This window comes from Psychrobacter sp. H8-1 (assembly GCF_904846575.1).
Classification (GTDB): domain Bacteria; phylum Pseudomonadota; class Gammaproteobacteria; order Pseudomonadales; family Moraxellaceae; genus Psychrobacter; species Psychrobacter fulvigenes.
On record NZ_CAJHBG010000001.1, the window covers coordinates 105,129 to 130,402 of the forward strand.

Sequence of the window (25,274 nt, forward strand, 5' to 3'; positions counted from 1 at the left end):
CTATTGCTTGATTCAGTCAAGTAGTGTGATAAGTCACATAAAACAACAGACTCATATCTAACCCCTTTGCTGACGACAATAGCACGATGGCACCACCTGATCCCTTCCCGAACTCAGAAGTGAAACATCGTTGCGCCGATGGTAGTGTGGCTCCGGCCATGTGAGAGTAGGTCATCGTCAGCTCTCTATTTTAGATGAAGCCCCCTGTACTTGTGTACAGGGGGCTTTTTTTATGCGCGGGATTATAATTTAATATGATTATTTTGATAAATTTAACATGATAGTCGATAGATTACTAAAGTCATGTATAATTCATTTATAAAATGATTTGACTTCTATCGTTATAGTTGATATTTTTACTTGATGATTTTTTAGTTTACAACTGATACCTATTTCTGTCATAGTTAAGTAAATTGTTGTAAATAATTAACAAAGTGAATGACCACTTTTATTATTACTTATCAAAAGGAATTGATAATGAGATTTGCCCCTCTCTTTTCTATTGGCGCTCTAGCCGCAGTTAGCTTACTGGGATGTTCTAATCAGTCTGATACCAGTAGCGATGATACCGCCACCACTACCTCAGCTGCCTCACAAGAAACGACTACTCTACGCTTTTCACACTTTTGGCCTGCAACGTCTAACATCAGCAAAGAAATTTTTGAGCCTTGGGCGAAAAAGATAGAGGATGAATCTGGTGGTCGTCTAAAAGTTGAGCTATATCCATCAGCTGGTCTTGCTAAAGCTGATGTCACGTATGAAGCTACTGCTAAAGGTACTATCGATATCGGATCTCAAGTTCAGGGCTATACAGCTGGTCGTTTTCCTTTGACTCAAATTACAGAGCTTCCAGGCTTATCCAATTCAGCTGTTCAAATGGGTTGTATATTACAAACTTTATACGAAGACGGTACTATTGCTAGCGAATATGAGGACACACATCTACTATTTATGTATGGTGTTGGGCCCGGCGCATTGCATACTACTGACAAGCTAATACGCACTCCTGCTGATATGAAAGGTATGCGTATCCGTCGTCCGTCAGCAGTAGCAGGTGATATTATTGAAAAAATGGGTGCATCTCCTGTTGGTCTACCTGCCAACGATATGTATACCTCGTTACAGCGTGGCGTCGTTGATGGTTTGAGTTTCCCATGGGAAGCAGTAACTACATTTAAAATCAACGAGCTCACTAAGTACCATACAAATCTGCCGCTCTATACGTCTGCTGTTATGGTTACTATGAATAAGAACACTTATGATGGACTATCAGATGACCTAAAAAAAGTCATTGATGATAATTCAGGTATGGCAATGGCCAATCAGACTGGAGAAATGTTTGATAAGCATGATGATATAGCTATACAAGCTGCTAGAGATAATGGCGATGAGATGATTGACATCCCAGATCCATTAAACGATCCTGATTGGAAAGGCCCGTTATTGGAAGGGACACAAAAGTATCTTGATGATGTCAATGCTCTAGGTTTAGATGCTGATGGTGTCTACGAAAAAGCCAAGGCTGCTAGTGCTGCTTGTGCAATCTAATTAATCAGAGGCAATGTCAACATGGCATACTTGGTCAAACTCAGCACCCTCATCTCCAGGCTGTGCCAACTTATCGGCGGCATCAGCCTAGTGATCATCGTCCTCGTCACCATCCTTGACGTCGGCGCCCGCTACATCTTCAAACTCACCGGCGGAGAAATGGGCTTCACCGTCAAAGGCAGCGTCGAGATCGTCTCCTACTTCATGCTCTTCGCCCTACTGGCCGCCTTTGCCGCTTTTGTTGAACGCTCACAAATCATCGTCGACGTCTTCACCCAAAAAATGTCCAAAGCCCTCAAAGGCTACCATGATGGGCGTCTTCATGATGGGCTTCTTCCTTATCGGACTCGTCTTCACCTGGGGACTATATGAAAGCGCCCTAGACGCCATAGAATTTGGCAAAGTCACCCAAGACCTTAGAATCTCCATGATGCCCATCTACGTGCTCAGCGCAGTACTCAGCCTACTACTAGCCATCCGCTCATTGATCGAATCCATCAACATCTTTAAAACAGGCGAATTCTTTGACGCCGAGGAGGCAGGCGCATGAGCCCAGAAATTATCGGAGCCATCGGCTTAATCGTCATGATCATACTGGTCGTCGTCAGAGTACCCGTCGCCCTTGCCATGCTCGGCGTTGGCCTCGTCGGCTTTGGCGCCGTCACCTCCCCAGACGGGGCCCTACAAATGCTCAAAGACCTCCCAGTCGACGTCTTAGCAAAGTATGACTTCAGTGCCATCCCACTATTCATCTTAATGGGCGTCTTTGCCACCCACTCAGGCATGGCAGGCAAACTCTTTGAATCCACCCGCACCATCTTTGGTGGCGTCAGAGGCAGCCTAGGTATTGCAGGCATTGGCTCCTCAGGCATCTTTGCCTCCATCTCAGGCTCCTCCCTTGCCACCGCCTCAACCATGACCCGTGTCGCCTTACCGCAAATGGAGAAATACGGCTACCAACCCGGCTTTGCCTGTGGCATCTTAGCCGCTGGTGGCACCCTTGGCATCATGATTCCGCCCAGCATCGCCTTACTGGTCTACGCCATCCTAACCGAACAGTCAGTCGGTGACATGTTCATCGCCGGCTTCCTACCAGGCATCCTTGGCATGGTCATGTACTCATTGACCGTCATGATCATGGTACGCTGGAAACCGCATCTCGCCCCGCGCGGCGAGAAGACACCCTGGAAAGACAAACTGCTGTCCCTAACCGGACTCATCCCCTTTGGCTTTATCTTCGTCGTCATCATTGCCGGTATCTTCTTTGGTTTGTTTACCCCAACCGAAGGCGCAGCAGTCGGCGCCTTTGCCTCATGGGCTTATGCCGCCGCCAAAGGCATGCGCCTAAAAGGATTGAAACAGTCACTGATTGAAACCTTAGCACTGTCTGCCGTGGTGTTCTTTATGCTACTGGGTGCAGAAGCCTTAGGATATTTCATCTCAGTCTCGCGTCTGTCTTATTCGTTAGCCACCTGGATTGGAGGACTGGCCGTCAGTCCGATGATCGTTCTGCTTGCTATCTTGCTGATGTACTTCTTGCTCGGTCTGTTTATGGACGCCTTGGCGATGCTGGTGATCACCATTCCGGTGGTGTTCCCCATCATCCTAGCATTGGGCTTTGATCCGATCTGGTTTGGTATCATTGCGGTACTTACGGTAGAGCTTGGACTGATTACGCCGCCGATGGGGATGAATATCTTTGTGATTAAGGCGGTGGCACCGCATATCAAGCTGTCAGATATGTTTAAGGGGGTGGCGCCCTTTATTGTCTCTGACTTTGTTAGGCTTGCTATCCTATTGGCTTTCCCGGTGATTTCATTAGGACTGCTTGGGGCGTAGGGTTGATTGCTGGTGTTGTTTAATGAGAGCCATGTTGTGATGACATGGCTTTTTTTGTGCAAGCTTAAAAAGTTAATTAAGCGATTGATTACTTAGTCAGCGATCTAAAATAAGAATTATCCAATCTCATAAGGCATTCTTTTGACAAGAGCTTATCTTGCTACTTTCTCTCATTACGTTATTATAATTACACTCCTTATTATAAAGGATAGTGAATGTAGTAAAATAACTGGTGGTGTGTCAAAAAGTATGCTGATTAAAACTTGAACAATTTTTGAAGCCTTTAAAGCCCTATAGAATCAGAGAACTTAGCATAGATTTCTTATTGACTTCTATCGCTAGCATACTTTTTAGAACACCACCAAATAACTCACAAAAAACTCCATATATAGTGAATTTTAAATAAAAAGGTACAACCATTATGGAGTGCTACGGGTATAAGTTATCCTTACTTACTGGGCGACTTCGCCATTGTTCGGTGCTGCACAAAATTCATCCCAGTAGCACTGTATTTTTTTAAGATAGATTGATTATATACAAATCTATAAGTAGAGATAGTCATGGCAGTCGATTTTAGCAATACCTTAATAGTCGCAATTTCTGCAACCGCGCTATTTGATTTATCAGAATCTGAGAATCATTTATTACAGCTGTTGCAGCAGCGCCCTGATAGCGCTATCAAAGAGTTTCGTGATTATATGGCAGAGCGCGAGGATGATCCCTTAGCCATCGGTGCCGGCTACCCTTTGATTCAGGCACTGCTAAACCTCAATAAATATTGTAATGAATGCCCAGATAAAGAGCTAGACATAGAAGCGCCATTGGTTGAAGTGGTTATTGTTTCCAAAAGTAGTCCTGATACTGGTATTCAGGTGTTAAATGCTATTCGTGAGTATAAGCTGAATATTTCCCGTTCCGCTTTTATCTCGGGTAGTCTTGTAGCGCCTTATATGGCTGATTTTGAAGTTGATTTGTTTTTAACGACCAATCGCGAAGATGCACAGCAAGTCGCAGATGCCAATATTTGTGCCTGTGCAATACTTGATGCTACCCCTGTCAATACCTATGAGCTTGACACTGAACAGCTGCGTATTGCTTTTGATGGTGATGCAGTATTGTTCGATGATTCAGGAGAGCTTTTATATAAGCAAGAGGGCTTAGATGCTTTCCATGCGCGTGAAGCACAGATGCATGATCTGCCAATTGAGAAAGGACCTTATGCTGAGTTGCTCATTAAACTATCGAACTTACAGGAGCGTTTGCCAGCAAGATTGCAGCACAGTCCGATACAGATTGCTTTGGTTACTGCGCGTAATGCACCTGCTGATCTGCGTGCGATTAAAACCCTAAGAGAGTGGGGTGTGGATGTGGATATGGCGTTTTTCTTGGGAGGTCTGGAAAAAACAGCAGTACTCAAAACATTTGCCCCACATATCTTTTTTGATGACTCGATCAAACATATCGATGCCGCGCGTAGTTTTGTACCCACTGCGTTAGTGCCTTATCACTCTAACTCTTTATTGCATGACAATCGTTATCTGACCGTTGACGAAGAAGTTTCTACTCTCTCTTTTACACCCATACAACAGCCTGTTTTTTCTATAAACCATTAATATAAGACTGAATAGAATGAGCATGAGAATAATCAGAGGAAAAAACAAGGTATGAAATGGCGACAGTTATTAGCACTGATGATGGTTAGGATCAAGCAAGTTATTGGCTTATATGCTTTTGTGCTAATACCGATGTGGGCAATGTATTTCATTAATAAAGTAGCACTGTTTGGTCTCTGGAATATATTTGGTATTGTGCCACGTGCTTTTGATGTGGGCAGTCTGATCGGAGTGTTTGCTTCATGGACGATGCATGGTAATTTTGCGCATCTGCTGGGTAATACATTGACGTTATTGCAAATTCTCTTTTTATTTGGACTTTTCGAAAGTAATGCCTATCGTACAGTTTTGAAACTTATAGTTGCATCAGGTGCAGTAACTTGGCTACTTGGATCGCCATTATCTATTCATATAGGCGCGTCAGGGCTTTGTTTTGCTATGCTTGGTTATATGATAGGTGGGGCAGTATTCGCTCGACGCTGGGGTTATCTGCTTGCGTGTATTGTGATGGGTGCAGGATATTGGCTCACCATTAAACAGGGTCTAACGCCGCAGCCAGGAATCTCATTTGCGGCGCACTTTGGTGGTCTATGCGCCGGTTTACTATTAGGGGCAAACTCCAAACACCAATATACGGACCGTGTTCAGCGTTATTAATCGACGGTAAAGTTAGGTTTTATTACAGATATTGATAAATAATGGATCATCTGTTTCTAATGGTCGCCACATAGTCGTTTGTTTTACATGTTCGTCGATTGTCAGCTTATTGTCTTTCGCTGGTATCACATAATCTGCGCGTGCAGGGGCAGCGCAATCTATGACTTGTGGAATCTGTTGCACACTTCTACGTCTTTCAAATAAGTATAAATTCACAAGATATATATTTGGGTCATTTATTTGTGCAGTTGCGTTGCCAGTATCTGCAGCTATAAAACGTAATATTTGCGGTTTAACATACGACCAAGGACGGAACCATTCCGTGCTTTCGGCTGTTTTTACAACGGTCACTCCATCAGGTAGCTGATTGACCTGCTGATCATACCAGTTATATTCTTGATGTATCTGAAAGCCGAAAATACCGATAGCAGCGAACAACGGTATCAGCCATTTTGGTGCACGTTTTCCTGCCAGTTTACTGAGATGAGTTATGACAAGTGCTAACCCAGCCATGCCAAATGCAGCAGCTATGGTCGCGATAAACTCATAAAGCATAAAATTTTCCTTAATACGAAAAGCGCATTTAATATAACAAACACCAGTAGTAAAAATCTTTTTTAATGATGTTTTTTAACGATAATAGGATAAAAAAATCACTCACAAGCAGCTGCTGCCTGTGAGTGATAGTTAGTCTAGTAAATATAAGTCACTTGCAAATCACTTAGTGTCTAGTGGTCGACTGCCCCGCCAGCACCGCGTGGAGAACGTACGCTTTCAACCAACTCTTGGATATGTGCCGGTGGTGGTGCAGTCGCATAAGAAACTGCGAATGCTACGATAAAGTTGATTAAGGCACCGACCGCGCCAAATGATAGTGGCGAGATACCAAATAACCAGTACTCTTCTGTATCAGGGAAGTTAGCGGTACCACTGATGAAGAACCAACCTTTGAACACAAAGATATAGACTAAGATAGTAATCAAGCCCGTTAACATACCAGCGATAGCGCCAAGGTTGTTAATACGCTTAGAGAAAATCCCCATCATTAGCGCTGGGAACAATGACGCACCAGCAATACCAAAGGCTAAGGCTACCACCTGTGCAGCAAACCCTGGAGGATTAATACCCAGCCATGTGGCCACCACAATCGCAACACTCATGGTGATACGTGCTACTAGTAGCTCGCCTTTATCCGTGATGTTAGGGTTAAGGTTACGTTTGATCAAGTCATGACTAATGGCAGATGAGATAGCAAGCAATAGTCCTGCTGCTGTCGATAATGCTGCTGCCAAACCACCAGCGGCGATAAGACCGATAACCCAAGGTGGAAGTTGGGCGATTTCTGGGTTGGCCAGTACTAAGATATCAGCGTTCACATCAAGCTCATTACCTGCCCAACCAGCCTCTGCAAAGCGGCCATCAAGCTCTAGATCATGTGCTGCCTGTGCTTTTGCAACTGCAGCTTGTGCTGCTGTAACATCGCCGCCTTCAGCTTCGGCTGTTGCCAAAGCTATCGTAGCTGCACCAAGCCCGCTATCAAAGTATCTTTGAATACGACCATCATTATTTAAGTCGTTATACTTAATAAGACCCGTATCTTCCCATGTTTTCATCCAATCAGGACGCTGCTCATATGAAAGAGCTGGTTGATCAATGCCTTGTGGGAAAATAGTATCATTCAAGTTTAGACGCGCCATAGCACCAACTGCAGGAGCAGTGAAGTATAGCAATGAGATAAAGACTAATGTCCAACCTGCTGTCCAACGGGCATCAGCGACTTTAGGTACGGTGAAGAAGCGAATGATGACGTGTGGGAGACCTGCTGTACCAATCATAAGTGATAAAGTAAACAGTACCATGTTTAGCTTGTTGGGTACGTCAGCCGTATAAGCGGTAAAGCCTAAATCAGTTACTATCTGATCAAGCTTGGTTAATAAAGGAATACCTGATTCAGTATGGGTTGAGAACAAGCCCAAACCTGGAATCGGATTACCAGTTAGCTCAAGTGAGATAAAGACCGCTGGGATAGTATAAGCAATCATAAGAACCACATACTGCGCAACCTGCGTGTAGGTAATCCCTTTCATACCACCAAGTACCGCGTAGAAGAATACGACGACAGCAGCAATAATCAGACCAGTAGTGTTTTCAACTTCTAAGAAACGTGAGAAAGCAACACCAGCACCTGTCATCTGACCGATAACGTAAGTGGTAGAAGCGATAATCAAACAAACTACTGCGATCATAGCAGCGGTCTTAGAATAAAAGCGATCACCGATAAAATCAGGTACTGTAAACTTACCGAACTTACGTAGATAAGGCGCTAGAAGCATGGCTAATAGAACATAACCGCCCGTCCAACCCATCAAGTAAGTGGATGCGCCATAACCACCAGCGGCAATGATACCTGCCATTGAAATGAATGACGCAGCACTCATCCAATCTGCTGCTGTTGCCATACCGTTGACTACTGGGTGGACACCGCCACCTGCAACATAGAACTCACTGGTCGTTCCAGCACGAGCCCAAATCGCAATACCGAAGTAAAGAGCGAAGGATAGACCCACAAAAATAATGTTAATCGTAAATTGACTCATGGGGCTATTCCTCGTCTACGCCATATTGTTTATCTAATTTATTCATACGCCATGCGTAGAAGAAAATTAAAACGATAAATACCCCAATGGATCCTTGCTGAGCGAACCAAAAGCCTAAGTCGGTACCACCAATTTTGATACCTGCTAATAAAGGGCGTAATAAGATTCCAAAGCCATAAGAACATAGTGCCCAAATAACTAAGCTACCTAAGATAAGACGCACGTTGGCGCGCCAATAACCGGATGGATCGTTGTGGTTCTCCATAGGACAACTCCTTTTGCCTGACAAAAAATACAAGATCATTGACTGTATCCTAACAAGTCATTGTGGTTTAGCGCATACCGCATAAGGCAGTATCGTGTATATCGTAATCGTAAAGCCATACGGTATAGACAACTAAAGCAGAATGATCGACTAGCATCAATGATCAAAGTTACTAAAATGAGTGCAGGTTACATGACTCTTTAGATATGATAGACGCTTGGGTCTCATATCTATAAGAGGTAGCAATAAGACACTCAGTACTGCTAACAAATAAAATATAGAATAGAGTGTAAAATAATATGGATAAATATATAATCCACGACCATTAATAACTTATACTCGATTTGTATATACCAAATTAGCGTTTTATTTTTATATTATTTAATCGCCAAAACGGTGGGCTAGGTGTTATATCTCATATTACATATTAACTATAGTGTCACTAATGTGATGATAATTCTAGGGGAAGGTTGGTAGGGTATAACATTCCGCTGTTCTTTATCTCTCTTGTCTTCCTGACTAGATATTTTATTCAAAATTCAATGGTATTAATTAAAGGTTAAGAATATGAAAGTTGGTTATTATTGTATAAAATGCTGCCTGTAAATGATTATGATTTCCGTTTTTATACTTTGTTAGGAGACTCAACACTTATAAACTAATTAGGAATATATACAATTTTTATAAAATTAACAATAAATAATTTTAAATTACTTTGTGTAACAAAAAATTATTTAGTAGAAGTCTTACAAGGTTTAGAGCACTTGAAACGATAATACTGACTCTAATGCTATCATTATACGATAAATATATCGTTAATCTCTATGGTTATTTTAAAGTTTATACTTCGCATAAGCTATTTTTATTTCTAATAAAGATTTGATAGAGACAGTAAGGGTTGATGGCTATCGTTATCTCAGTTGTATAACTGACAAATGTTAGCGTACGATACAAGAATGCTAAGCGTAAATGCTAAGAATATCTGGCATAAAAAACGGCTACTGTATAAAACTGAAATAGAATAAGTAGGCAGTGCTAAAACAATGTGTAATCGAAGCTTATGATTTGAGTGCAAATCTCAGTAAGATATAAATCAGCAATCGAAGGTGATGATATGGGATGAGGGCATAGCAGGTTGGTTTAACAACATCGTAAATTATGGTGTTAGTATCATTTGGGGTAATAATGACTGGTTGATTGCGAGTAATCCATGGTACGGACTATTGATGTTCTTACTGATTGGTGCTGGTATTTATTTTACCGTGGTTACGCGTTTCATTCAGTTTCGCCACTTTGGTCACATGTGGAAATTATTACGTGTTTCTAATCAAGGCCGTAAAGATGGTGGGATTAGCTCATTTGAAGCGTTAATGACATCGCTTGCCGCGCGTGTGGGTACGGGTAACTTGGCTGGGGTCGCGATTGCGATTTACCTCGGTGGGCCAGGTGCTGTGTTTTGGATGTGGATGACAGCGATTGTCGGTATGTCGACCAGCTTTATTGAGTCAACGTTGGCTCAGGCATATAAAGTGCCACACAAAGATAACGTCTACCGTGGTGGTCCCGCTTATTATATAGAAAAAGGTTTAGGTAAACGCTGGCTGGCGATATTTTTCTCATTGTGTCTGTTGGTGGCATTCGGTTTGGCGTTTAATGGCGTGCAGTCAAATACGATTGCACAGGCAACCAATGAAGCTTTTGGTATACCAACATGGATGACAGGTATCATACTGGTTGCATTGGTGGCACCAGTAGTATTCGGCGGTTTGCGTTCGGTTGCACGTATCGCGGGTAAAATCGTACCAGTCATGGCTACCTTATATATTTTATTAGCCCTATTTATCATCATCACTAACTTTACTGAGTTTCCTGCAGCGATTGCCTTGATTGTGAAGTCAGCATTTGGCTTTGAGCAAGCGGCAGGTGGTGTCATTGGTTATGGTATTGCTCAGGCAATGATTAATGGTATCAAGCGTGGTTTATTTTCGAACGAAGCGGGTATGGGTTCTGCGCCTAATGCGGCAGCAACGGCAAAAAGTCATCCCGACCATCCAGCGGTGCAAGGGTTTATGCAGATGCTGGGCGTGTTTATGGATACGTTGGTTATCTGTACAGCGACCGCTGCCATCATTATTTTATCTGGCGTCGTCGATCCCAATGTCGAGCAAGAGGGTATTCAGCTAACTCAGCTAGCATTGTCACAATATGTCGGTGATTTGGGCGTGGTCTTCGTGGCGATTGCGATTTTCTTTTTCTCATTCACATCTATTATTGCCAACTATAGCTATGGTGAGTCGAATCTCGAATTTATCTCTGGTGCCAAAAACGCCAAAGTGATGATTATGATATTCCGCTTTATGGTGCTAGGTATGGTATTTATCGGAGCAATCGCTAGTCTGCCTGCCATATGGAACTTCGCAGATTTATCTATGGGTCTCATGGCATTGGTTAACTTGGTGGCTATTTTACTATTGTCTCCAGTTGCACTTAGAATATTACGTGACTATGAACGCCAAGTAAAAGAAGGCAAAACAGGTGAGCAGATTAAGTTTGATCCTAATGACTTTGTGAAGCTAAAAGATGAAGCCAACCGTGATGCTTGGACAGACTAGGGTTGTTAGTTTTATATATTATTTGACTGGTCAACAGACCCTAATAGAATGAACAGTCGTTGGTATCATTAAAAAATAAAAAACCCCGTTCGAATATCGAACGGGGTTTTTTATTAGACTTAGTTCAATGCTTACATATTTTAGCACCTACATGTTTGGATAGTTAGGACCACCGCCACCTTCTGGCGAGACCCAAGTAATGTTTTGCGATGGGTCTTTGATGTCGCAAGTTTTACAATGTACGCAGTTTTGCGCATTGATGACAAACTTGGCCCCTTCAGCATCTTTGACTATTTCGTAAACGCCAGCTGGGCAGTATAAACGCGCAGGCTCAGCATATAACGGTAAGTTGATTGAAACAGGGACTGTCGCGTCTGTCAGCTTTAGATGCGAGGGTTGATCTTCGGCATGGTTGGTATTGGAGATAAATACCGAGGACAGCTTATCAAATACCAGCTTACCATCAGGCTTAGGATAGACAGGCTGATAAGCATGGGCTGCACGCTCTAGCTGATCATAATCGTGTTGATTATCACGAATGGTCAGTGGCATTTTGCCTTTGAGCAGGTTTTGCTCTAGGAAGGTAAAGGCGCCACCCATCCATTGTCCCATACGATGCATTGCTGGAGAGAAGTTACGTGCTTCGTAGTTATCCTGATAGAGCCATGACTCTTTAAACATAGTGCTATATGCAATAACGTCATCATGCTGACGATCTGCTTGCAGCGCTTCAAAGATAGCTTCGGCTGCGAGCATGCCTGACTTCATTGAGGTATGTGTGCCTTTGATTTTTGCAGGGTTCAAAAAGCCAGCGTCGTCACCGACTAAGACGCCACCTGGAAAGGTGAACTTAGGCAGTGAATTAAGCCCGCCTTTGGTCAACGCACGTGCTCCGTAAGAGATACGCTTGCCGCCTTCTAGGACATTGCGAATGACTGGGTGCAGTTTTAGACGCTGCATTTCATCAAACGGTGACATGTAAGGGTTTGAGTAGGATAGGTCGATGACCATACCAAAGCTGACTTGGTTGTTTTCATCAAAATACAACCACCAGCCACCAGAAGAACCCGTATCAGTCAGTGGCCAACCTGAGCCATGCATGACCACGCCTTCTTCATGCTTGGCTGGATCAACTTCCCATAGCTCTTTTAGGCCAATGCCATAATGCTGTGGATCACTGTCTTTATCGAGATTGAAACGGCTGATTAAGCGCTTACCGAGATGACCACGGCAGCCTTCAGCAAAGACGGTATACTTTGCCAGTAATTCATAACCTGGCTCAAAACTAGGTTTGGCCTCGCCATCTGCAGCAACGCCCATATCACCCGTTAAAATACCTTTCACTGAACCGTCATCATTATAGAGGATGTCAGAAGCAGGGAAGCCTGGGAACATCATGACCTCTAGCTCTTCGGCTTGCTCAGCGAGCCAACGTACGACATTTCCAAGTGAGACGATATAGTTGCCTTTATTATGCATACTGGCTGGAACGATGGAGTCGGGGAGCTTGGTTGACTTGGTCGCAGAGCCAAGCATATAGACACGGTCCTCAGTCGCTGGCACGTTGAGAGGTGCGCCTTTGGCTTTCCAGTCTGGTATCAGCTCATCTAACGCACGTGGCTCGATGACAGCGCCAGAAAGCGTGTGTGCACCAAATTCAGAGCCTTTTTCGACCACACAGACCATAAACTCATCATTGCCAGCTTCAATAGCTAACTGACGTAAACGGATAGCAGTAGATAGCCCCGCAGGTCCACCACCGACGATGATGACGTCAAACTCCATCGACTCACGCTCGATTTCAGGCTCTACTGGAGCAGGCTCAGGTGCTTGCTCAACAGCGACTTCCTCAACAGGCGCTTCTTCGATGGCAACCTCTTGCGTCGGCTCTGTGGGCTCTGGCTTAGATGTATCTACAGCTACTGGTGCATCAGTGTTGACGCTATCAGCATCAACAACTGGCGTTTGCTTATCTTGCTCTTGCATACCTACTCCTGAACTTTAGTGGCTTATCTATGGGTGCAGTACAGCTCGCAATTAAATAATCAAGCTTGCGACACTAAAGCACCTCAGACATATATGGCTGCCCGATAAAAACTGTCTTTGCGGCATCAATTGACAACATTATCATTGAGATCACATCAATGACTCACATCAAAAGAACAATATAAATGACGGTTATAAAGTCATTCTAATAAAAAATCGTTACTCATTATAAAAGAAAAGCCCTACAAACACGATACGCATTTCTAGATATCAGTGTTAAGGTAAGGGTAATATGATGAGTATGCAAAGTCTATATTGCTTTATCATACCCGAAACTTAAATTAATAGTAATGCTGTCATCACCAAACTTTGAATAATATTAGGAAATAAGGTAATGAAAAACAGTACTAATAATGATGTTAACGATATCAATGACGCTCGTAAGAGCAATGAGCAAGCATTAGAAGGTAGCGCTAAGGCCATGCCAGACTTGAGTAGCCTAGATACTCTAAGCCAGTACTTAAAGCATAGTGCTAGTGAGCGTCAGGGGCGCGCTATACCGCCTTTAGATAAATGGCATCCAGAGCAAATTGATGATATGGATCTGGTCATCAAAGCAAATGGTGAATGGTGGCATGAAGGTGGACACATGACTAGGCAGTCATTGGTCAGCCTGTTTGCAACTATTTTATGGAAAGAAGAAAATGAGGGTGTGATTGAGTACTTCTTAAAAACACCTGTCCAAAAGCTCCGTATCCAAGTTGAAGACGTGCCGCTGCTCATTAATGATGTCGGTATCGTCACTGAGGATAGAGTAAGCTGGCTAGAATTTACAACAACAACGGGTGATGTCGTACGCTTAGACGAGCTGCATCCGATTGAGCTGCGTCCTTATCAGACTAATGACTCTACTCAAGTCGGAGAAGATAATATACAAATCCGTCCCTATATGTTGGTGCGTAATGATTTAGAAGCGCTTATTGGGCGCAATACCTTTTATCATTTGACTGAAATTGGTGAATTAACAGAGCAAAACGGCGATACTATCTTAACGCTGCAGAGTGGTGGACAGTCTTATCAGCTTTCTATGCCTAAATAAGCATGAATAACGAGATTTAATTAATCAGACTTAAGCAGTCAGCGTCGCTCGAATTAAAAAGCCTGATTTCAGACAAAACACTTACCAATGTTAATATTGGCATAGTCAATTAAAAATAAAACTGTTATAGATTTAGACGCGCTACTGGTATAAGTTTTACTTGCGTGCTGCGTTCCCAGAGGCTGCGCAACTGTATTTTAAAAGAAAGCATCCCAGTAGCGCTATATCATTTTAACTATACCCTAACGAGAAATTTTTACCTTACATCGTCTAATGAATAGCCTTTGTCAGTATCATGGTTGAATGACAAAACAGGCCACTATATGATATTGATATAAATTCATTGATGCTATTTTTTGTTTCTCCCTTAATTTTACTTCTTAACGGGCATGGCAATATATTGTGAATATAAATAACCAATACCTGATGCAATGTTTGGCGAATAAAACAAACATTGATGGTAGTCATAGTTTATGAGCATCACTATTAAGACAGCCACTTGCCAATTAAGTGCTGATGATAAAATGACTGGTGCTCCGCTGAGAGTCGGTAGTAAGGATAGCCGTGCGCCGATTGGGCTGTTTGACTCTGGTGTGGGTGGGTTGTCGGTTTATATACACTTGGCAGAACAGTTGCCTGCCGAGCGTTATATTTATTATGCTGACACCTTGCATGTGCCGTATGGCAACCGTGACAGTAAAGATATTGAAGCGTTGACGCTAACAGCAGTAGAGTGGCTCTATCAGCAAGGTTGTAAGCTCATCGTTATCGCTTGTAATAGCGCCTCTGCGCACGCATTACAGACAGCGCGCCGTTGTTATCCGCAGCTGCCGATCGTCGGTTTAGTGCCGGCACTGAAGCCTGCGGTACTGGCTAGCACAAGCGGGCATGTCGCTGTATTGGCAACCAAAGCGACTTTGGATGGCGCCCTATTAAACCAAGTCATCAGTGAGGTGGCTGCACCTAAAGGCACAAGAGTGATTAAGTATTTTGATCCGAAGCTGGTGCCGTGGGTAGAAGCTGGTATGCCAGAGACTTCTGAAACGGCGCAGCGTTTGCGTCAGCAGCTGCAAGCGTTTGCATCCGCTGATGTGGACTACTTAATATTGGGCTGTACGCATTATCCGTTTTTTAAAGGCTTTTTGTTCGATGAAATAGAGGCACAGCAGCTAGCCCTACAGGTCGTTGACTCTGGGCAAGCAATTGCAACGCGTGTAAAGTCGTTATTGGCAGAGCAACGGCTGTTAGCGACAACTGAGTCAGTCAGCCATACTGAGCATAAGGGTCATCCTTTGGTGTTCTATGCTAGTGAAAACAACGATCGATTAAAAAATGTGGTACAACGATTGGTAGGTCCGCAAACTCAAGTTAAATATATTATTTGATCAAGATACTCTAATCAACCAGCCTTCATATAGCTATAGAGGTTATTGTGCCAAATCATCGCTATCACATTCACGTCATATGCGTCGCTCATGATCAGCCAATGGTCTTAGATGGTTTGGCGGTTTTTTTCCAAAATATTGCTTTTTTAACTTATGATATCGCCACCAGCTCGACCCAAGCTTCTGTGTATAGCCGACAATGTATTGATGACTGTGACTGCACCATAGTCGTCATCGGAGACAGCTACGGCTCGGCGGAAAAAAACAGCGTCAGCCAACTACACTTAAGTTACTTGAGTGCTAGAACCAAAATTAAGCCTATGTTGGTATTGATTAAAAGCTTAGGAAAAAGTAAAAAGGCAAGTCGGCAGTTGCGAGATTTTACGCGCTTGGTTGAGCAGCAAGTATACGACGTCTATTATTATGATGATAAAACTGATATTCCAAAGCTTCTCATTGATGTGCATACAAAGATGGTTAAAAAGCATAATTTAGTCGCAAGTTGGACGCGTATGCAAAAAAGTAGCAATGCTGATAAAGCTCAGAAACTGTCAGGTTTGTCCTCTGAAAAAAACACGGCTGCCAATAATATTGATCAACCATTTAAATTATCAGAGCTTGTTGAAATAAGGTACAGTGCACAAGCTTATGAAGATGGTAACCTCAGTGATATAAAAATGACCATAAAACTGAGCTGGCAGCAAATCCTGCAAGCCATCGCATTGATTTCCGCGACTTTTTCTAGCTATAGTCTACAAGTTTGTATCAATCGTTTGATCGCCAGTCATGCTGAAAAGGATATCAAACAGCAAATGCCCAATGTGCATGCCGTGTCTCGTTACCAGGTTTTTCATAGTGATTTGAATCATCTACAACAGTTCTTGGTCACTGCGAACTGTATTCAGTTAACCGCCTCGAGTTTAAAAACATCACAAGAGCTATGGAGGCTGACTTTTTATGCCAAAAAGCTGCTTGAGAGTAGTCAGATAGAGAACGTTCCCGTATTGAGTAAATAGTACAGTCTGCCCACAATAAAACCGCTACGGCGTCAACCTCGCTTAGCATACACATGTATAGCTTGTGCTTGGTTTCCTTGTATCACTATTATTGTGGATTGACTATAGTAAAGTCACTCCTAAACAAACTTGACACGTTTGTTGTCGCGTACTGCTATTATAAATTTTACTTGCTTGCTGTTACTATGCCGACAGAGGCTGCGCAAAATTAACCCCAATAGCACTACACAGTATCGTTTTAAAGTGTCTTAACCATATCTTAGGTGTGCTCTCAAAATTTAATATTCAATGCTAGAGCGGTATCAAGTATTGCGCTACGTTTTGTAATACAAAGCATACGTGTCTGTAGTTGTTAATCTGTTGTAGACTAGAGATAATTGGTAGTAAGCAATATAAAGTCATACAGATAAGACATACTATAAATAACTTATTTTTAAGATATGTGCTTAAAAGCAAACTATAAATTTAGACATGAAAGACTTTGCATAATTAAGGAGCGCGCAATGACTACCCCTAATAAGTTTGACGAATTAAATAAAGAGATTGATACTTTGACAGAACAGATGCGTGAGGCTGATCAATTTCATACGCTAGAAGAGCAAATAGCAGATATGAAGCGCCGTGGTATCGATCCTAGTAAGGCCTATCAAGATTGGGACAAAAGAGAAGAAGAGGAAGATTGGGGCGATGAAACATGGAAAAAACATGGTAAGTGGGAACCAAAAACGCCAGAAGATCTCGACGACAAAGCCCGTGAAAACTGGGATGGTGACAGTGGCAAACCCAAACCACCACCTATCGTTTAATTCCTATAGTCTAACTAATGTATTTTTTGGGTGAAATCTCACTCACTCTGTTATCAAAATAAAAAGCCACACTCATATGAGCGTGGCTTTTTCGATTTATCATTACTTGGACTATCTGATCAATTCAATCAACGTCATGTTATGAACCATCATCAACTCGTACGAGACGAGTGACCCCGTCATTACCCACGACACGGCGATAGCGAACATTGCCTGACTGCGGCGCGGAGGTTGGCGCTGAGTAAGTGGGAGTGCTAGGCGTGGTTGATTGTTGTTGAATCAGCTGTCCCATGCTATCCCCAGAGGCGGGCGTTAATGGTTGACGGTTTGTTGGTTGGCCGTATTGATTGCCATATTGGCTGCTATTGGGAGCAGTAGTACCAATAATGGCACGGTAAAAATTCTGTCCTGCACGGCCATCAGCTGGGAATATGCCGCGGCTAGTCTGATATTGCTGAATAGCGGTACGGGTATTGTCACCAATGATGCCATCGACACCGCCAATATCATAACCCGCGTCTAATAGCGCTTGCTGAATGTCTTTGGCTTGTTGGCGGCTGATACCTGGATCGCTGGTTGGCCATGCGGTAACAAAGTCCGTTTTGCTGCTGTCCTCGCGTGTGATTAAGTCTGATAGGTGAGCGATTGCCAATGCATAGTTTTCTGAAGCATTGTAAGAATAGAAGGTATCGAAGTTTTTACCGACTAAAAAGGCAGGACCGTCAATACCTGCAGGTAATAGCAATCCTGCGCTACCAAGGTCATAAGGTAACGAGCTGCCATTGGCCAGCGTTAACCCTTGATTACGCCAGTGGCTCATCGACTTTTTGTTTTTGCGGCTAGAGGCTGCCCAATAGCCGTCAGGAAGCTTGACTTCATAACCCCACGGCTCACCTGAGCGATAGCCGCGCTTGGCTAAGAAATTGGCGGTAGAGGCCAGCGCATCTGGTACACTATTGACCAAGTCGCGACGACCATCACCATCGAAGTCTACTGCTAGCTCTAAAAAGGTGCTCGGCATAAACTGCGTCTGCCCAAACGCCCCTGCCCAAGAGCCAGTCATGTCACTTGGTGCAATATCACCACGTTGGACGATTTTGAGCGCATTGGCAAACTCACCTTGGAAGTAGCTTTGGCGACGATCGAAACATGATAATGTCGCTAAGGATTCAAACAACGGCTTCTTGCCCAATGTCTGACCAAAGTTTGACTCTACGCCCCACACGCCGAGTACATGCTCAGGTTTCACGCCATAGCGAGATTCGATTTGGCGTAATGTGTCACCCCATTGACGCTTGGCACGGATTCCGTCTTCGACGCGTTCTTTATCTACCAGTACCGATAAATAATCCCAGACGTCTTTTTGAAACTCAGGCTGATAGTTTAACGACTGAATGACGCTAGGGTCAGGCTGGGCTGGACGATAGTTGTTAAAGGTGAAACTATCTACACCGCGAAACTTGCTAGAGTTTTTTAGTCTATCAAGACATTGCTGAAACTCAGCATTGGATAAGTTTGGCGCAGGTGGACGAGCAGCTTGCGCCGTGCTGGCAAGACTAAAGCCGATAGCAGCTGTGAGTAAAGAGAGAGTGGAGAGCTGAGTCAAACGCATGAAAATATCCTATAAACGTCAAAATGGCCATTAATGAAGTGGAGCAAAGCGTGTATACCAATGATAATGACTAAGAGTAACTAATCTACATAGTAAAGAAAAGGTATTGAAGTACGCTGTTACTATAAATTGACGGTGGCGTGAGGTTAGGAGAGGGCTTTGGATAGAGAGCCTGGGAGTTTCCTAAAAACTGTGTAACTGCTTATAATCCCCTAACAGGAGAATAAGCAATGACTACCCAATCTGACATTAAAAAACTGGCCGAGCAAATGGCTGGTAGCATGAACAGCTTTGATGACATCAAAGACTTTCAAAAGCAGCTCATGCAATCCTTTATCGATACTGCCTTAGAGGCTGAGATGGAAGACCATCTCGGCTACCCCAAGCATGAGAAAGCAGATAAACCAAACAAGCGCAACGGACACACTAAAAAGACCGTCCGCAGTGATACAGGCGATCTTGAAATCTCTACCCCAAGAGACCGTGATAGCAGCTTTGAGCCTGTACTCGTTAGTAAGCATCAAACCCGTATCTCAGGTCTCGATGATAAAATCATATTCCTTTACGCCAAGGGTCAAACCACCACTGAGATCGTAGAGAGCATTAAAGAGCTCTACGATGTCGACATCTCAAGCTCTCTTGTCTCAAGAGTCACCGATAACATATTAGAGGACATCACTGCTTGGCAGAACCGGCCGCTGAGCAGTGTTTATCCTATCGTCTATCTAGACTGCATCGTCGTGAAGATACGTCAAGACAAGCAGATCATCAACAAAGCCATTTACTTAGCCCTAGGCGTTAACCTTAACGGTAAAAAAGAGCTGCTTGGTATGTGGCTCTCAGAGAATGAAGGCGCTAAGTTCTGGCTAGGTGTTCTTACCGAGCTTCAAAACCGTGGCGTACAAGACATCTTAATCGCTTGTGTTGACGGTCTAAAGGGCTTCCCTGATGCCATTAACACCGTCTATCCAAAGGCACAGGTTCAGCTGTGTATCGTACACATGGTGCGTTACTCAATGAAGTTCGTACCGTGGACGGATAAAAAGGCCGTAGCGGCTGATTTAAAAGCCATCTACGGCGCTGATACCCTTGAGATGGCAGAGGCCAATCTTGAGCACTTTGATGAGGTGTGGGGCGAAAGTTATCCGCATGTGGTCAAGTCTTGGCGCAATAACTGGGAGGGCTTAACGGTGTTCTTTGAGTATCCGAAAGACATCAGAAAAGTCATATATACCACCAATGCTATAGAATCATTAAACAGTGTGATTCGGACGGCGGTGAATAAGCGTAAAGTATTCCCCTCTGATCAAGCTGCATTCAAAGTGGTGTACTTAGCAACTCAGCAGGCATCCAAAAAGTGGTCGATGCCGATTCGTAACTGGACGTCTGCTTTGAATCGCTTTATGATTATGTTTGATGACCGTATTAGTAAGCATTTAATCTAAATGGCAGTTACACAGAATCTGGGATGGGCTCGAGAGCCTAGTTAAAACCAAAACCTTAAGCACCATTTGAGATTAATAGCTTTATACTTACTTTCTAAAATAGTTATTCAACTAGTACATCATCCAACTCTTTAATAAAGGCATGAATGCGCTCGGCATTTTTACCCAAGTCGCTCTTTCCAATACGTGATTTACTACGAATATCGACCAGACGTTCAATGCCACCATCATTGATACGCATGACGATATCATCTTTAAAGCCAAACCAGACGGTGGTATCGGTTGCCTCAATGATACCAGCGCTCGCATCACTATTAACCAACTCCCAGCCTAAATTATTGACGGCTTGCTCACTAGCTTCTACCAGTTCAGACTTTGATTGCGAATAGGTCAATGTTTGCAGCTCAGGGTAGGCCTCTCGCTGTTGTTCTGCGGTGTCCTCGCCAGCGTAGGTAGCAGGGTTGGGAGCATCAGCGCGTAGTGGGATAATAGCGACAAACTCAGGCGGATTTTTCAGGTCGGTTGAGATGTCGTGAATAGGCGGCACGCTTTTGGCTTTGCTCAACATGCTGAGCGGCATAATGATAGCGATAGCGGAGAACATAACGGTGATGATAGCACTGCCAAGTGTGAGCGTTTGACGTTTGAATAACGCTTGTAATAACAGCATGATCAACGCAGCACCGCCAGCCATCATTCCTAAGGTAAACCCTGCAAACGCAGTACCCAAATCAATGATGCCGTATTTGTATAATGGGCCAGGCAATACCACCAGTAAAAAGCCAATGAAACTTACTAAGCTGATTAAAATTTTCATGAGAGTTCACTACTATCATTAGCTGCGTTCAATAACCAAACATGCTCGGTCACGCTCAGCGCTGCATTGGTATTCAATGTCGAGGCTTCATTTTCAAGCTCAGTGATTTGGTAATGATTGCCATAATACTGTTGTACTTGATCACTATTCACTGAGAATGGCGGCCCGTCTTTTTTACTCTGGTCGTAATTGAGCGTGATTAATAGTTGCGGAGCATGGCCGCTCATTTTACGTATCTGCTCGCTATATCGTAGACGCATATCTTCTAGCAAAGCAATCAAGGCTGCGCGGTCGTAAACTGCATCAACGTTACCGATATCCTCAGCTGTCAGCGCAAAAATATCAGAGACCCATAGTGTGATGGTTTGTTCTGCAAGCTGACCCTGATAATATTTAACAGCTGGATTATCCGCATGCTGATGTATAGTTGGCGAGATATTTTGCTCAGCGAAGAATGCTTGCACCGCGGATTCGACCAGCTCAATACCGACGACCTCATAACCTTGCTGAGCCAGCCACGCCATATCTATGGATTTACCACTTAAAGGTACTAATACTCGGCTACCTTTTTTTAGCTGTAAGGCTGTAAAGTATTTGAGTAACAGCGGATTGACCTCAGACTTATGAAAGCCTATGCGACCCTCACCCCAACGCGATTGCCAAAACTCTGGATTCATAAGATTGTTCCCAACTCTAAAATTTGTTATTACTGACTATCATACCGCCAAACGCAATAAAAAAGCCAAGCGTCTTAACCCTTGGCTTTTCTAGCATATAAGAATACCTTTAAATGTCTAGCTCACCATGTATTGACTAAATTCTTTACGCATTTTGGCAACCTTTGGCGGTATCGCAAAGTTGCAATAAGCTTGTCCTGGGTTTCTGTTAAAGAAGTCTTGATGCTCATCCTCAGCAGCATAGAACTCTACAGCAGGATGGACTTCTGTGACCACATTGACGCCCATATCACGCAATTTGTTAATGGTACGATCGACGGTTGGTTTTTGCGCTTCGTCAGTATAGAACACCACGCTGCGGTACTGGCTACCGACGTCATTGCCTTGACGATCTTTGGTGGTAGGGTCATGAGTAGCAAAGAACACATCGAGTACCACTTCTAACGGGACAATAGATTCATCGAACTCAACTTTAATGACTTCAATATGACCGCTGTTACCGCCACATACTGCGCGATAATTGGCTTTAGCCGCATCGCCGCCCATGTAGCCTGAGACGACGGATTGTACACCTTTTACTGATAAAAAGACTGATTCGGTGCACCAAAAGCAGCCACCGCCTAATATAATGGTTTGCATAATTTTTTCCTATTATTATATCTGTTGTTATAAAGGTGAGCTAAGGTCTTTATTTGGTTGTAATGCTTTCATTTTTCAATGACAGATTACTTTTGATAACTTATTGCTTACAATAATTTTTTAGCCTCAGCGCTTGCTAATCAGCTTAGCAGGTGAGCCAAACGCGATAAGTAACAAACAGTAATGTTATAATGGGCTTTTGCTACGTTAGTCTGCTCTGGGCTAATGGCATCAATCGAATTTTCTGAACACTTCCCAATCAAAGTTCCATTATGGAAACCAAAAATCAAAAATGAGTCGCACCATGAGCCAATCTAAGCCTGCTATCAAACACGATACTCTATTCACCACGCCACTTGATAAAGCGGCGCGCTTTTCTTTCGATGAGCAAGTGGTGGCGTGCTTCCCCGATATGATTCGCCGCAGTGTTCCTGGTTATGGTCAAGTGTTGGCGATGCTGCCTATATTTGCCCGTCGTCATTGTAAGTATCGCCAGCAGAGCGATAGTGGTCAGCGTGTCAGCCGAATTTATGATTTGGGCTGCTCACTTGGCGCAGCAAGCATGACACTGGCGGGCGAGTTTGAGCCGCAAGATTTGCAGATTAAAGCGATAGATATCTCACCGGCGATGACAACTGAAGCGACTACTTTACTTAAGGATAATTATCCTGAACATGATATTGAAGTCATCACTGCTGATATCCGCGACGTCAAGCTTGAGCCATGTGACATGGTCATCTTAAACTTAACCTTACAGTTTTTACCAGCTGCAGATAGGGTGGCGGTATTAGAAACTATCTATAACGCGCTGAGTGAAGGCGGCATACTGGTGCTGACCGAAAAGACCCATGCTTTTGATGAGCAGTACGATGCGTGGTTGGTTGAACGTTATTATGATTTTAAACGTGCCAACGGTTATACCGAGATGGAAATCAGTGGCAAACGTAATGCGCTAGAAAACGTCCTCATTACCGATACCTTAGACGAGCATCATGCGCGTCTGGATAAGGTAGGTTTCGCGCGTCATCTGACGTGGTTTCAGTTTTTGAACTTTGTGTCGATTGTGGCGTTTAAATAAAAACCATTCTTGGCAATACCGTCTTTTACAGTATCCTTTGATTAACATGGTAATCCGCTTTTATGCTTAACGACACTATTCTCCACGCCGAACGTGAACTGTATTTAACCTTGCTAGCACTGGCGCAGCAGCAGCCAAGTGCTTATGAGTGGCTCAAGCAATTACCAACGTGGCTGGGTGATATCAAAGACAAAGCCAACTATGCGCACGCGCCTGCTTACCAAGCGTCGGTGGCGCGTTTGCCAGAACTAACCGTCAATAATGTCAATCTCAACAGCGATACGTTAACGATTGAGGCAAGTCTTAATGAGTCTCAGCGCAAACAAACGACAGCACTGCTCAAGCAGCTGATGCCGTGGCGTAAAGGGCCGTTTCAAATTGGTGGTAAGATTGGCGATGATGAGTCAGGTATTAAGATCGATACCGAATGGCATAGTGATTGGAAATGGCAGCGAGTCGCACCGCATTTGGGCACATTAAAAGGTCGGCGTGTACTCGATGTGGGTGGCGGCTCTGGTTATCATGGTTGGCGTATGGCAGGGGCAGGCGCGGATACGGTGATCATCATTGATCCATCTTGCTTGTTTTACCATCAGTTTATGGCGATTCGTCATTTTGTTGGTACGGCAGACGCTCATGAGACAGGCCGCTACCGTACCCATTATATTCCCGTACCGCTTGAAGCCTTGCCTGAGCACAGTCAGCTATTTGATACGGTATTTAGCATGGGTGTGCTGTATCACCGTCAGTCACCGTTTGAGCATTTGCAACAGCTCAAAGGGCAACTGGTAAAAGGCGGAGAGCTAGTACTTGAGACCTTAGTCATTGAAGGCGATGCCAATACCGTACTGGTACCGCATGACCGCTATGCGCAGATGAATAACGTATATTTCTTACCATCGGTGGCGGCATTAATCGGTTGGTTAGAAAAAGCAGGGTTCACTGACGTGCGTTGCGTGGATGTGGCGGTAACCTCGACTGAGGAGCAGCGCAAAACCGAATGGATGACTTATCATTCGTTAGCAGATTTCTTAGATCCCAATGACTCTACAAAGACCGTGGAAGGCTATCCTGCACCGATGCGTGCGACCATCATTGCCAAGAAATAACATTGATTTTGAAGCCTAGTGCGCTAAAAAGACTGATCAAATCAGCCACTTTTTAAAGGCGACTTCTAGTAAAAGCTTGAGTAAGAAACCCACAAAGCCTGTACCCAAGGCTAAAAATATCCAAAAAGTTCCAGCGCGCCCAGCGTCAGATTGTTTGGAGATATCCCACATAATAAAAAACAAGAATGCAATGAATATCGGTAGTAATACGTACAGTCCCCAACTGGTGACGGTACTGGCAGCAATAGCAAACATGGCATTGTCCTATAAAGTATAGTCGGAGCACTTTTAAACCGCTACGGTGTTACCCGCCCTAGATGTACTTAGTGTACTATCTGCGGTCGGTCGCCTTGTAGCGATTTAAAATTCCTTGACTATAGTAACGCGGCATCTATTGGTTTTGGTTCGATTGTTTTATGGGTTTTCTAATAACGATGACTCAAAAAATTACCACTACTCACAAAATAAGTGGCA

The 25,274-nt window shown here is 43.7% G+C and carries 23 protein-coding genes and 1 rRNA gene; 15 read left to right on the plus strand and 9 right to left on the minus strand.

What is annotated here, in order from left to right:
• The first annotated feature begins 68 nt into the window (after nt 1–68).
• From rrf to JMY01_RS00515, 7 genes are all read left to right on the plus strand, one after another.
• A 5S ribosomal RNA gene (rrf, locus tag JMY01_RS00490) occupies nt 69–183 on the plus strand.
• A gap of 294 nt (nt 184–477) precedes the next feature.
• Nucleotides 478–1,548, plus strand: coding sequence for a TRAP transporter substrate-binding protein (locus tag JMY01_RS00495; protein WP_201573376.1), 1,071 nt, complete (start codon nt 478–480; stop codon nt 1,546–1,548).
• 21 nt (nt 1,549–1,569) lie between these two features.
• The gene (locus JMY01_RS00500; protein WP_227677606.1) at nt 1,570–1,920 is read left to right on the plus strand and encodes a hypothetical protein; all 351 of its coding nucleotides are present in this window, start codon (nt 1,570–1,572) and stop codon (nt 1,918–1,920) included.
• A 55-nt stretch (nt 1,921–1,975) separates the two neighbouring features.
• Nucleotides 1,976–2,098, plus strand: coding sequence for a hypothetical protein (locus JMY01_RS14215; protein WP_265089827.1), 123 nt, complete (start codon nt 1,976–1,978; stop codon nt 2,096–2,098).
• Nucleotides 2,095–3,387: a TRAP transporter large permease gene (locus JMY01_RS00505; RefSeq protein WP_201573378.1), complete on the plus strand. Its 1,293-nt coding sequence runs from the start codon at nt 2,095–2,097 to the stop codon at nt 3,385–3,387. The genes JMY01_RS14215 and JMY01_RS00505 overlap by 4 nt, the downstream gene beginning before the upstream one ends.
• 560 nt (nt 3,388–3,947) lie before the next feature.
• Nucleotides 3,948–5,000, plus strand: coding sequence for a 5'-nucleotidase (locus JMY01_RS00510; RefSeq protein ID WP_201573380.1), 1,053 nt, complete (start codon nt 3,948–3,950; stop codon nt 4,998–5,000).
• A gap of 51 nt (nt 5,001–5,051) precedes the next feature.
• Complete coding sequence (locus JMY01_RS00515; protein ID WP_201573389.1) at nt 5,052–5,657, plus strand: rhomboid family intramembrane serine protease; 606 nt, start codon at nt 5,052–5,054, stop codon at nt 5,655–5,657.
• A 12-nt stretch (nt 5,658–5,669) separates the two neighbouring features.
• Here JMY01_RS00515 and JMY01_RS00520 read toward each other — a convergent pair whose 3' ends face one another.
• From JMY01_RS00520 to JMY01_RS00530, 3 genes are all read right to left on the minus strand, one after another.
• The gene (locus JMY01_RS00520) at nt 5,670–6,212 is read right to left on the minus strand and encodes a hypothetical protein (RefSeq protein ID WP_201573391.1); all 543 of its coding nucleotides are present in this window, start codon (nt 6,210–6,212) and stop codon (nt 5,670–5,672) included.
• A gap of 173 nt (nt 6,213–6,385) precedes the next feature.
• Nucleotides 6,386–8,254, minus strand: coding sequence for a sodium:solute symporter family protein (locus JMY01_RS00525; protein WP_201573393.1), 1,869 nt, complete (start codon nt 8,252–8,254; stop codon nt 6,386–6,388).
• Between the two features lie 4 nt (nt 8,255–8,258).
• Nucleotides 8,259–8,519, minus strand: a complete 261-nt coding sequence (locus tag JMY01_RS00530) for a DUF4212 domain-containing protein (protein ID WP_201573396.1) — start codon at nt 8,517–8,519, stop codon at nt 8,259–8,261.
• A gap of 1,109 nt (nt 8,520–9,628) precedes the next feature.
• Here JMY01_RS00530 and JMY01_RS00535 point away from each other — a divergent pair.
• Nucleotides 9,629–11,131 (plus strand): sodium:alanine symporter family protein, encoded by a 1,503-nt coding sequence (locus tag JMY01_RS00535; RefSeq protein WP_201573398.1) that lies wholly within the window; start codon nt 9,629–9,631, stop codon nt 11,129–11,131.
• Between the two features lie 147 nt (nt 11,132–11,278).
• Here the strand turns inward: JMY01_RS00535 and JMY01_RS00540 are convergent, their stop codons facing one another.
• Nucleotides 11,279–12,916, minus strand: a complete 1,638-nt coding sequence (locus JMY01_RS00540) for an electron transfer flavoprotein-ubiquinone oxidoreductase (RefSeq protein WP_201576970.1) — start codon at nt 12,914–12,916, stop codon at nt 11,279–11,281.
• 595 nt (nt 12,917–13,511) lie between these two features.
• Here JMY01_RS00540 and JMY01_RS00545 point away from each other — a divergent pair.
• The 4 genes from JMY01_RS00545 to JMY01_RS00560 all read left to right on the plus strand — a co-directional run bounded on the left by JMY01_RS00545 (nt 13,512) and on the right by JMY01_RS00560 (nt 17,423).
• On the plus strand, nt 13,512–14,216 hold the full coding sequence (locus JMY01_RS00545) for a DUF1285 domain-containing protein (protein WP_227677607.1): 705 nt from the start codon (nt 13,512–13,514) through the stop codon (nt 14,214–14,216).
• A 524-nt stretch (nt 14,217–14,740) separates the two neighbouring features.
• A complete protein-coding gene (gene murI, locus JMY01_RS00550) occupies nt 14,741–15,601 on the plus strand; it encodes a glutamate racemase (protein ID WP_227677950.1) in 861 nt (286 codons plus the stop codon).
• A 47-nt stretch (nt 15,602–15,648) separates the two neighbouring features.
• The gene (locus JMY01_RS00555) at nt 15,649–16,617 is read left to right on the plus strand and encodes a DUF4062 domain-containing protein (protein ID WP_201573402.1); all 969 of its coding nucleotides are present in this window, start codon (nt 15,649–15,651) and stop codon (nt 16,615–16,617) included.
• Nucleotides 16,618–17,120: 503 nt separating this feature from the next.
• Nucleotides 17,121–17,423 carry a hypothetical protein gene (locus JMY01_RS00560; RefSeq protein WP_201573404.1) on the plus strand — a complete coding sequence of 101 codons (303 nt, stop codon included), beginning with the start codon at nt 17,121–17,123 and terminating at the stop codon, nt 17,421–17,423.
• Nucleotides 17,424–17,562: 139 nt separating this feature from the next.
• On the opposite strand, the gene JMY01_RS00565 is transcribed toward JMY01_RS00560, so the two are convergent.
• A complete protein-coding gene (locus JMY01_RS00565) occupies nt 17,563–19,035 on the minus strand; it encodes a lytic murein transglycosylase (protein ID WP_201573406.1) in 1,473 nt (490 codons plus the stop codon).
• A 230-nt stretch (nt 19,036–19,265) separates the two neighbouring features.
• Here JMY01_RS00565 and JMY01_RS00570 point away from each other — a divergent pair, with 230 nt between their 5' ends.
• Complete coding sequence (locus JMY01_RS00570) at nt 19,266–20,480, plus strand: IS256 family transposase (RefSeq protein WP_201573408.1); 1,215 nt, start codon at nt 19,266–19,268, stop codon at nt 20,478–20,480.
• A 103-nt stretch (nt 20,481–20,583) separates the two neighbouring features.
• Here the strand turns inward: JMY01_RS00570 and JMY01_RS00575 are convergent, their stop codons facing one another.
• The 3 genes from JMY01_RS00575 to msrA form a co-directional block, all read right to left on the minus strand.
• The gene (locus tag JMY01_RS00575) at nt 20,584–21,297 is read right to left on the minus strand and encodes a DUF1499 domain-containing protein (protein ID WP_201573410.1); all 714 of its coding nucleotides are present in this window, start codon (nt 21,295–21,297) and stop codon (nt 20,584–20,586) included.
• On the minus strand, nt 21,294–21,974 hold the full coding sequence (gene tmpT, locus JMY01_RS00580; RefSeq protein ID WP_201573419.1) for a thiopurine S-methyltransferase: 681 nt from the start codon (nt 21,972–21,974) through the stop codon (nt 21,294–21,296). The genes JMY01_RS00575 and tmpT overlap by 4 nt, the downstream gene beginning before the upstream one ends.
• 117 nt (nt 21,975–22,091) lie before the next feature.
• Nucleotides 22,092–22,613, minus strand: a complete 522-nt coding sequence (msrA, locus tag JMY01_RS00585; RefSeq protein ID WP_201573428.1) for a peptide-methionine (S)-S-oxide reductase MsrA — start codon at nt 22,611–22,613, stop codon at nt 22,092–22,094.
• Nucleotides 22,614–22,905: 292 nt separating this feature from the next.
• Between msrA and cmoA the strand changes: the two genes are divergently transcribed.
• Nucleotides 22,906–23,691, plus strand: coding sequence for a carboxy-S-adenosyl-L-methionine synthase CmoA (gene cmoA, locus JMY01_RS00590; RefSeq protein WP_201573435.1), 786 nt, complete (start codon nt 22,906–22,908; stop codon nt 23,689–23,691).
• A gap of 62 nt (nt 23,692–23,753) precedes the next feature.
• Nucleotides 23,754–24,800 (plus strand): tRNA 5-methoxyuridine(34)/uridine 5-oxyacetic acid(34) synthase CmoB, encoded by a 1,047-nt coding sequence (gene cmoB / locus JMY01_RS00595; protein ID WP_201573437.1) that lies wholly within the window; start codon nt 23,754–23,756, stop codon nt 24,798–24,800.
• Nucleotides 24,801–24,836: 36 nt separating this feature from the next.
• Here cmoB and JMY01_RS00600 read toward each other — a convergent pair whose 3' ends face one another.
• The gene (locus JMY01_RS00600; protein ID WP_201573439.1) at nt 24,837–25,055 is read right to left on the minus strand and encodes a DUF2788 domain-containing protein; all 219 of its coding nucleotides are present in this window, start codon (nt 25,053–25,055) and stop codon (nt 24,837–24,839) included.
• Between the last annotated feature and the right edge of the window lie 219 nt (nt 25,056–25,274).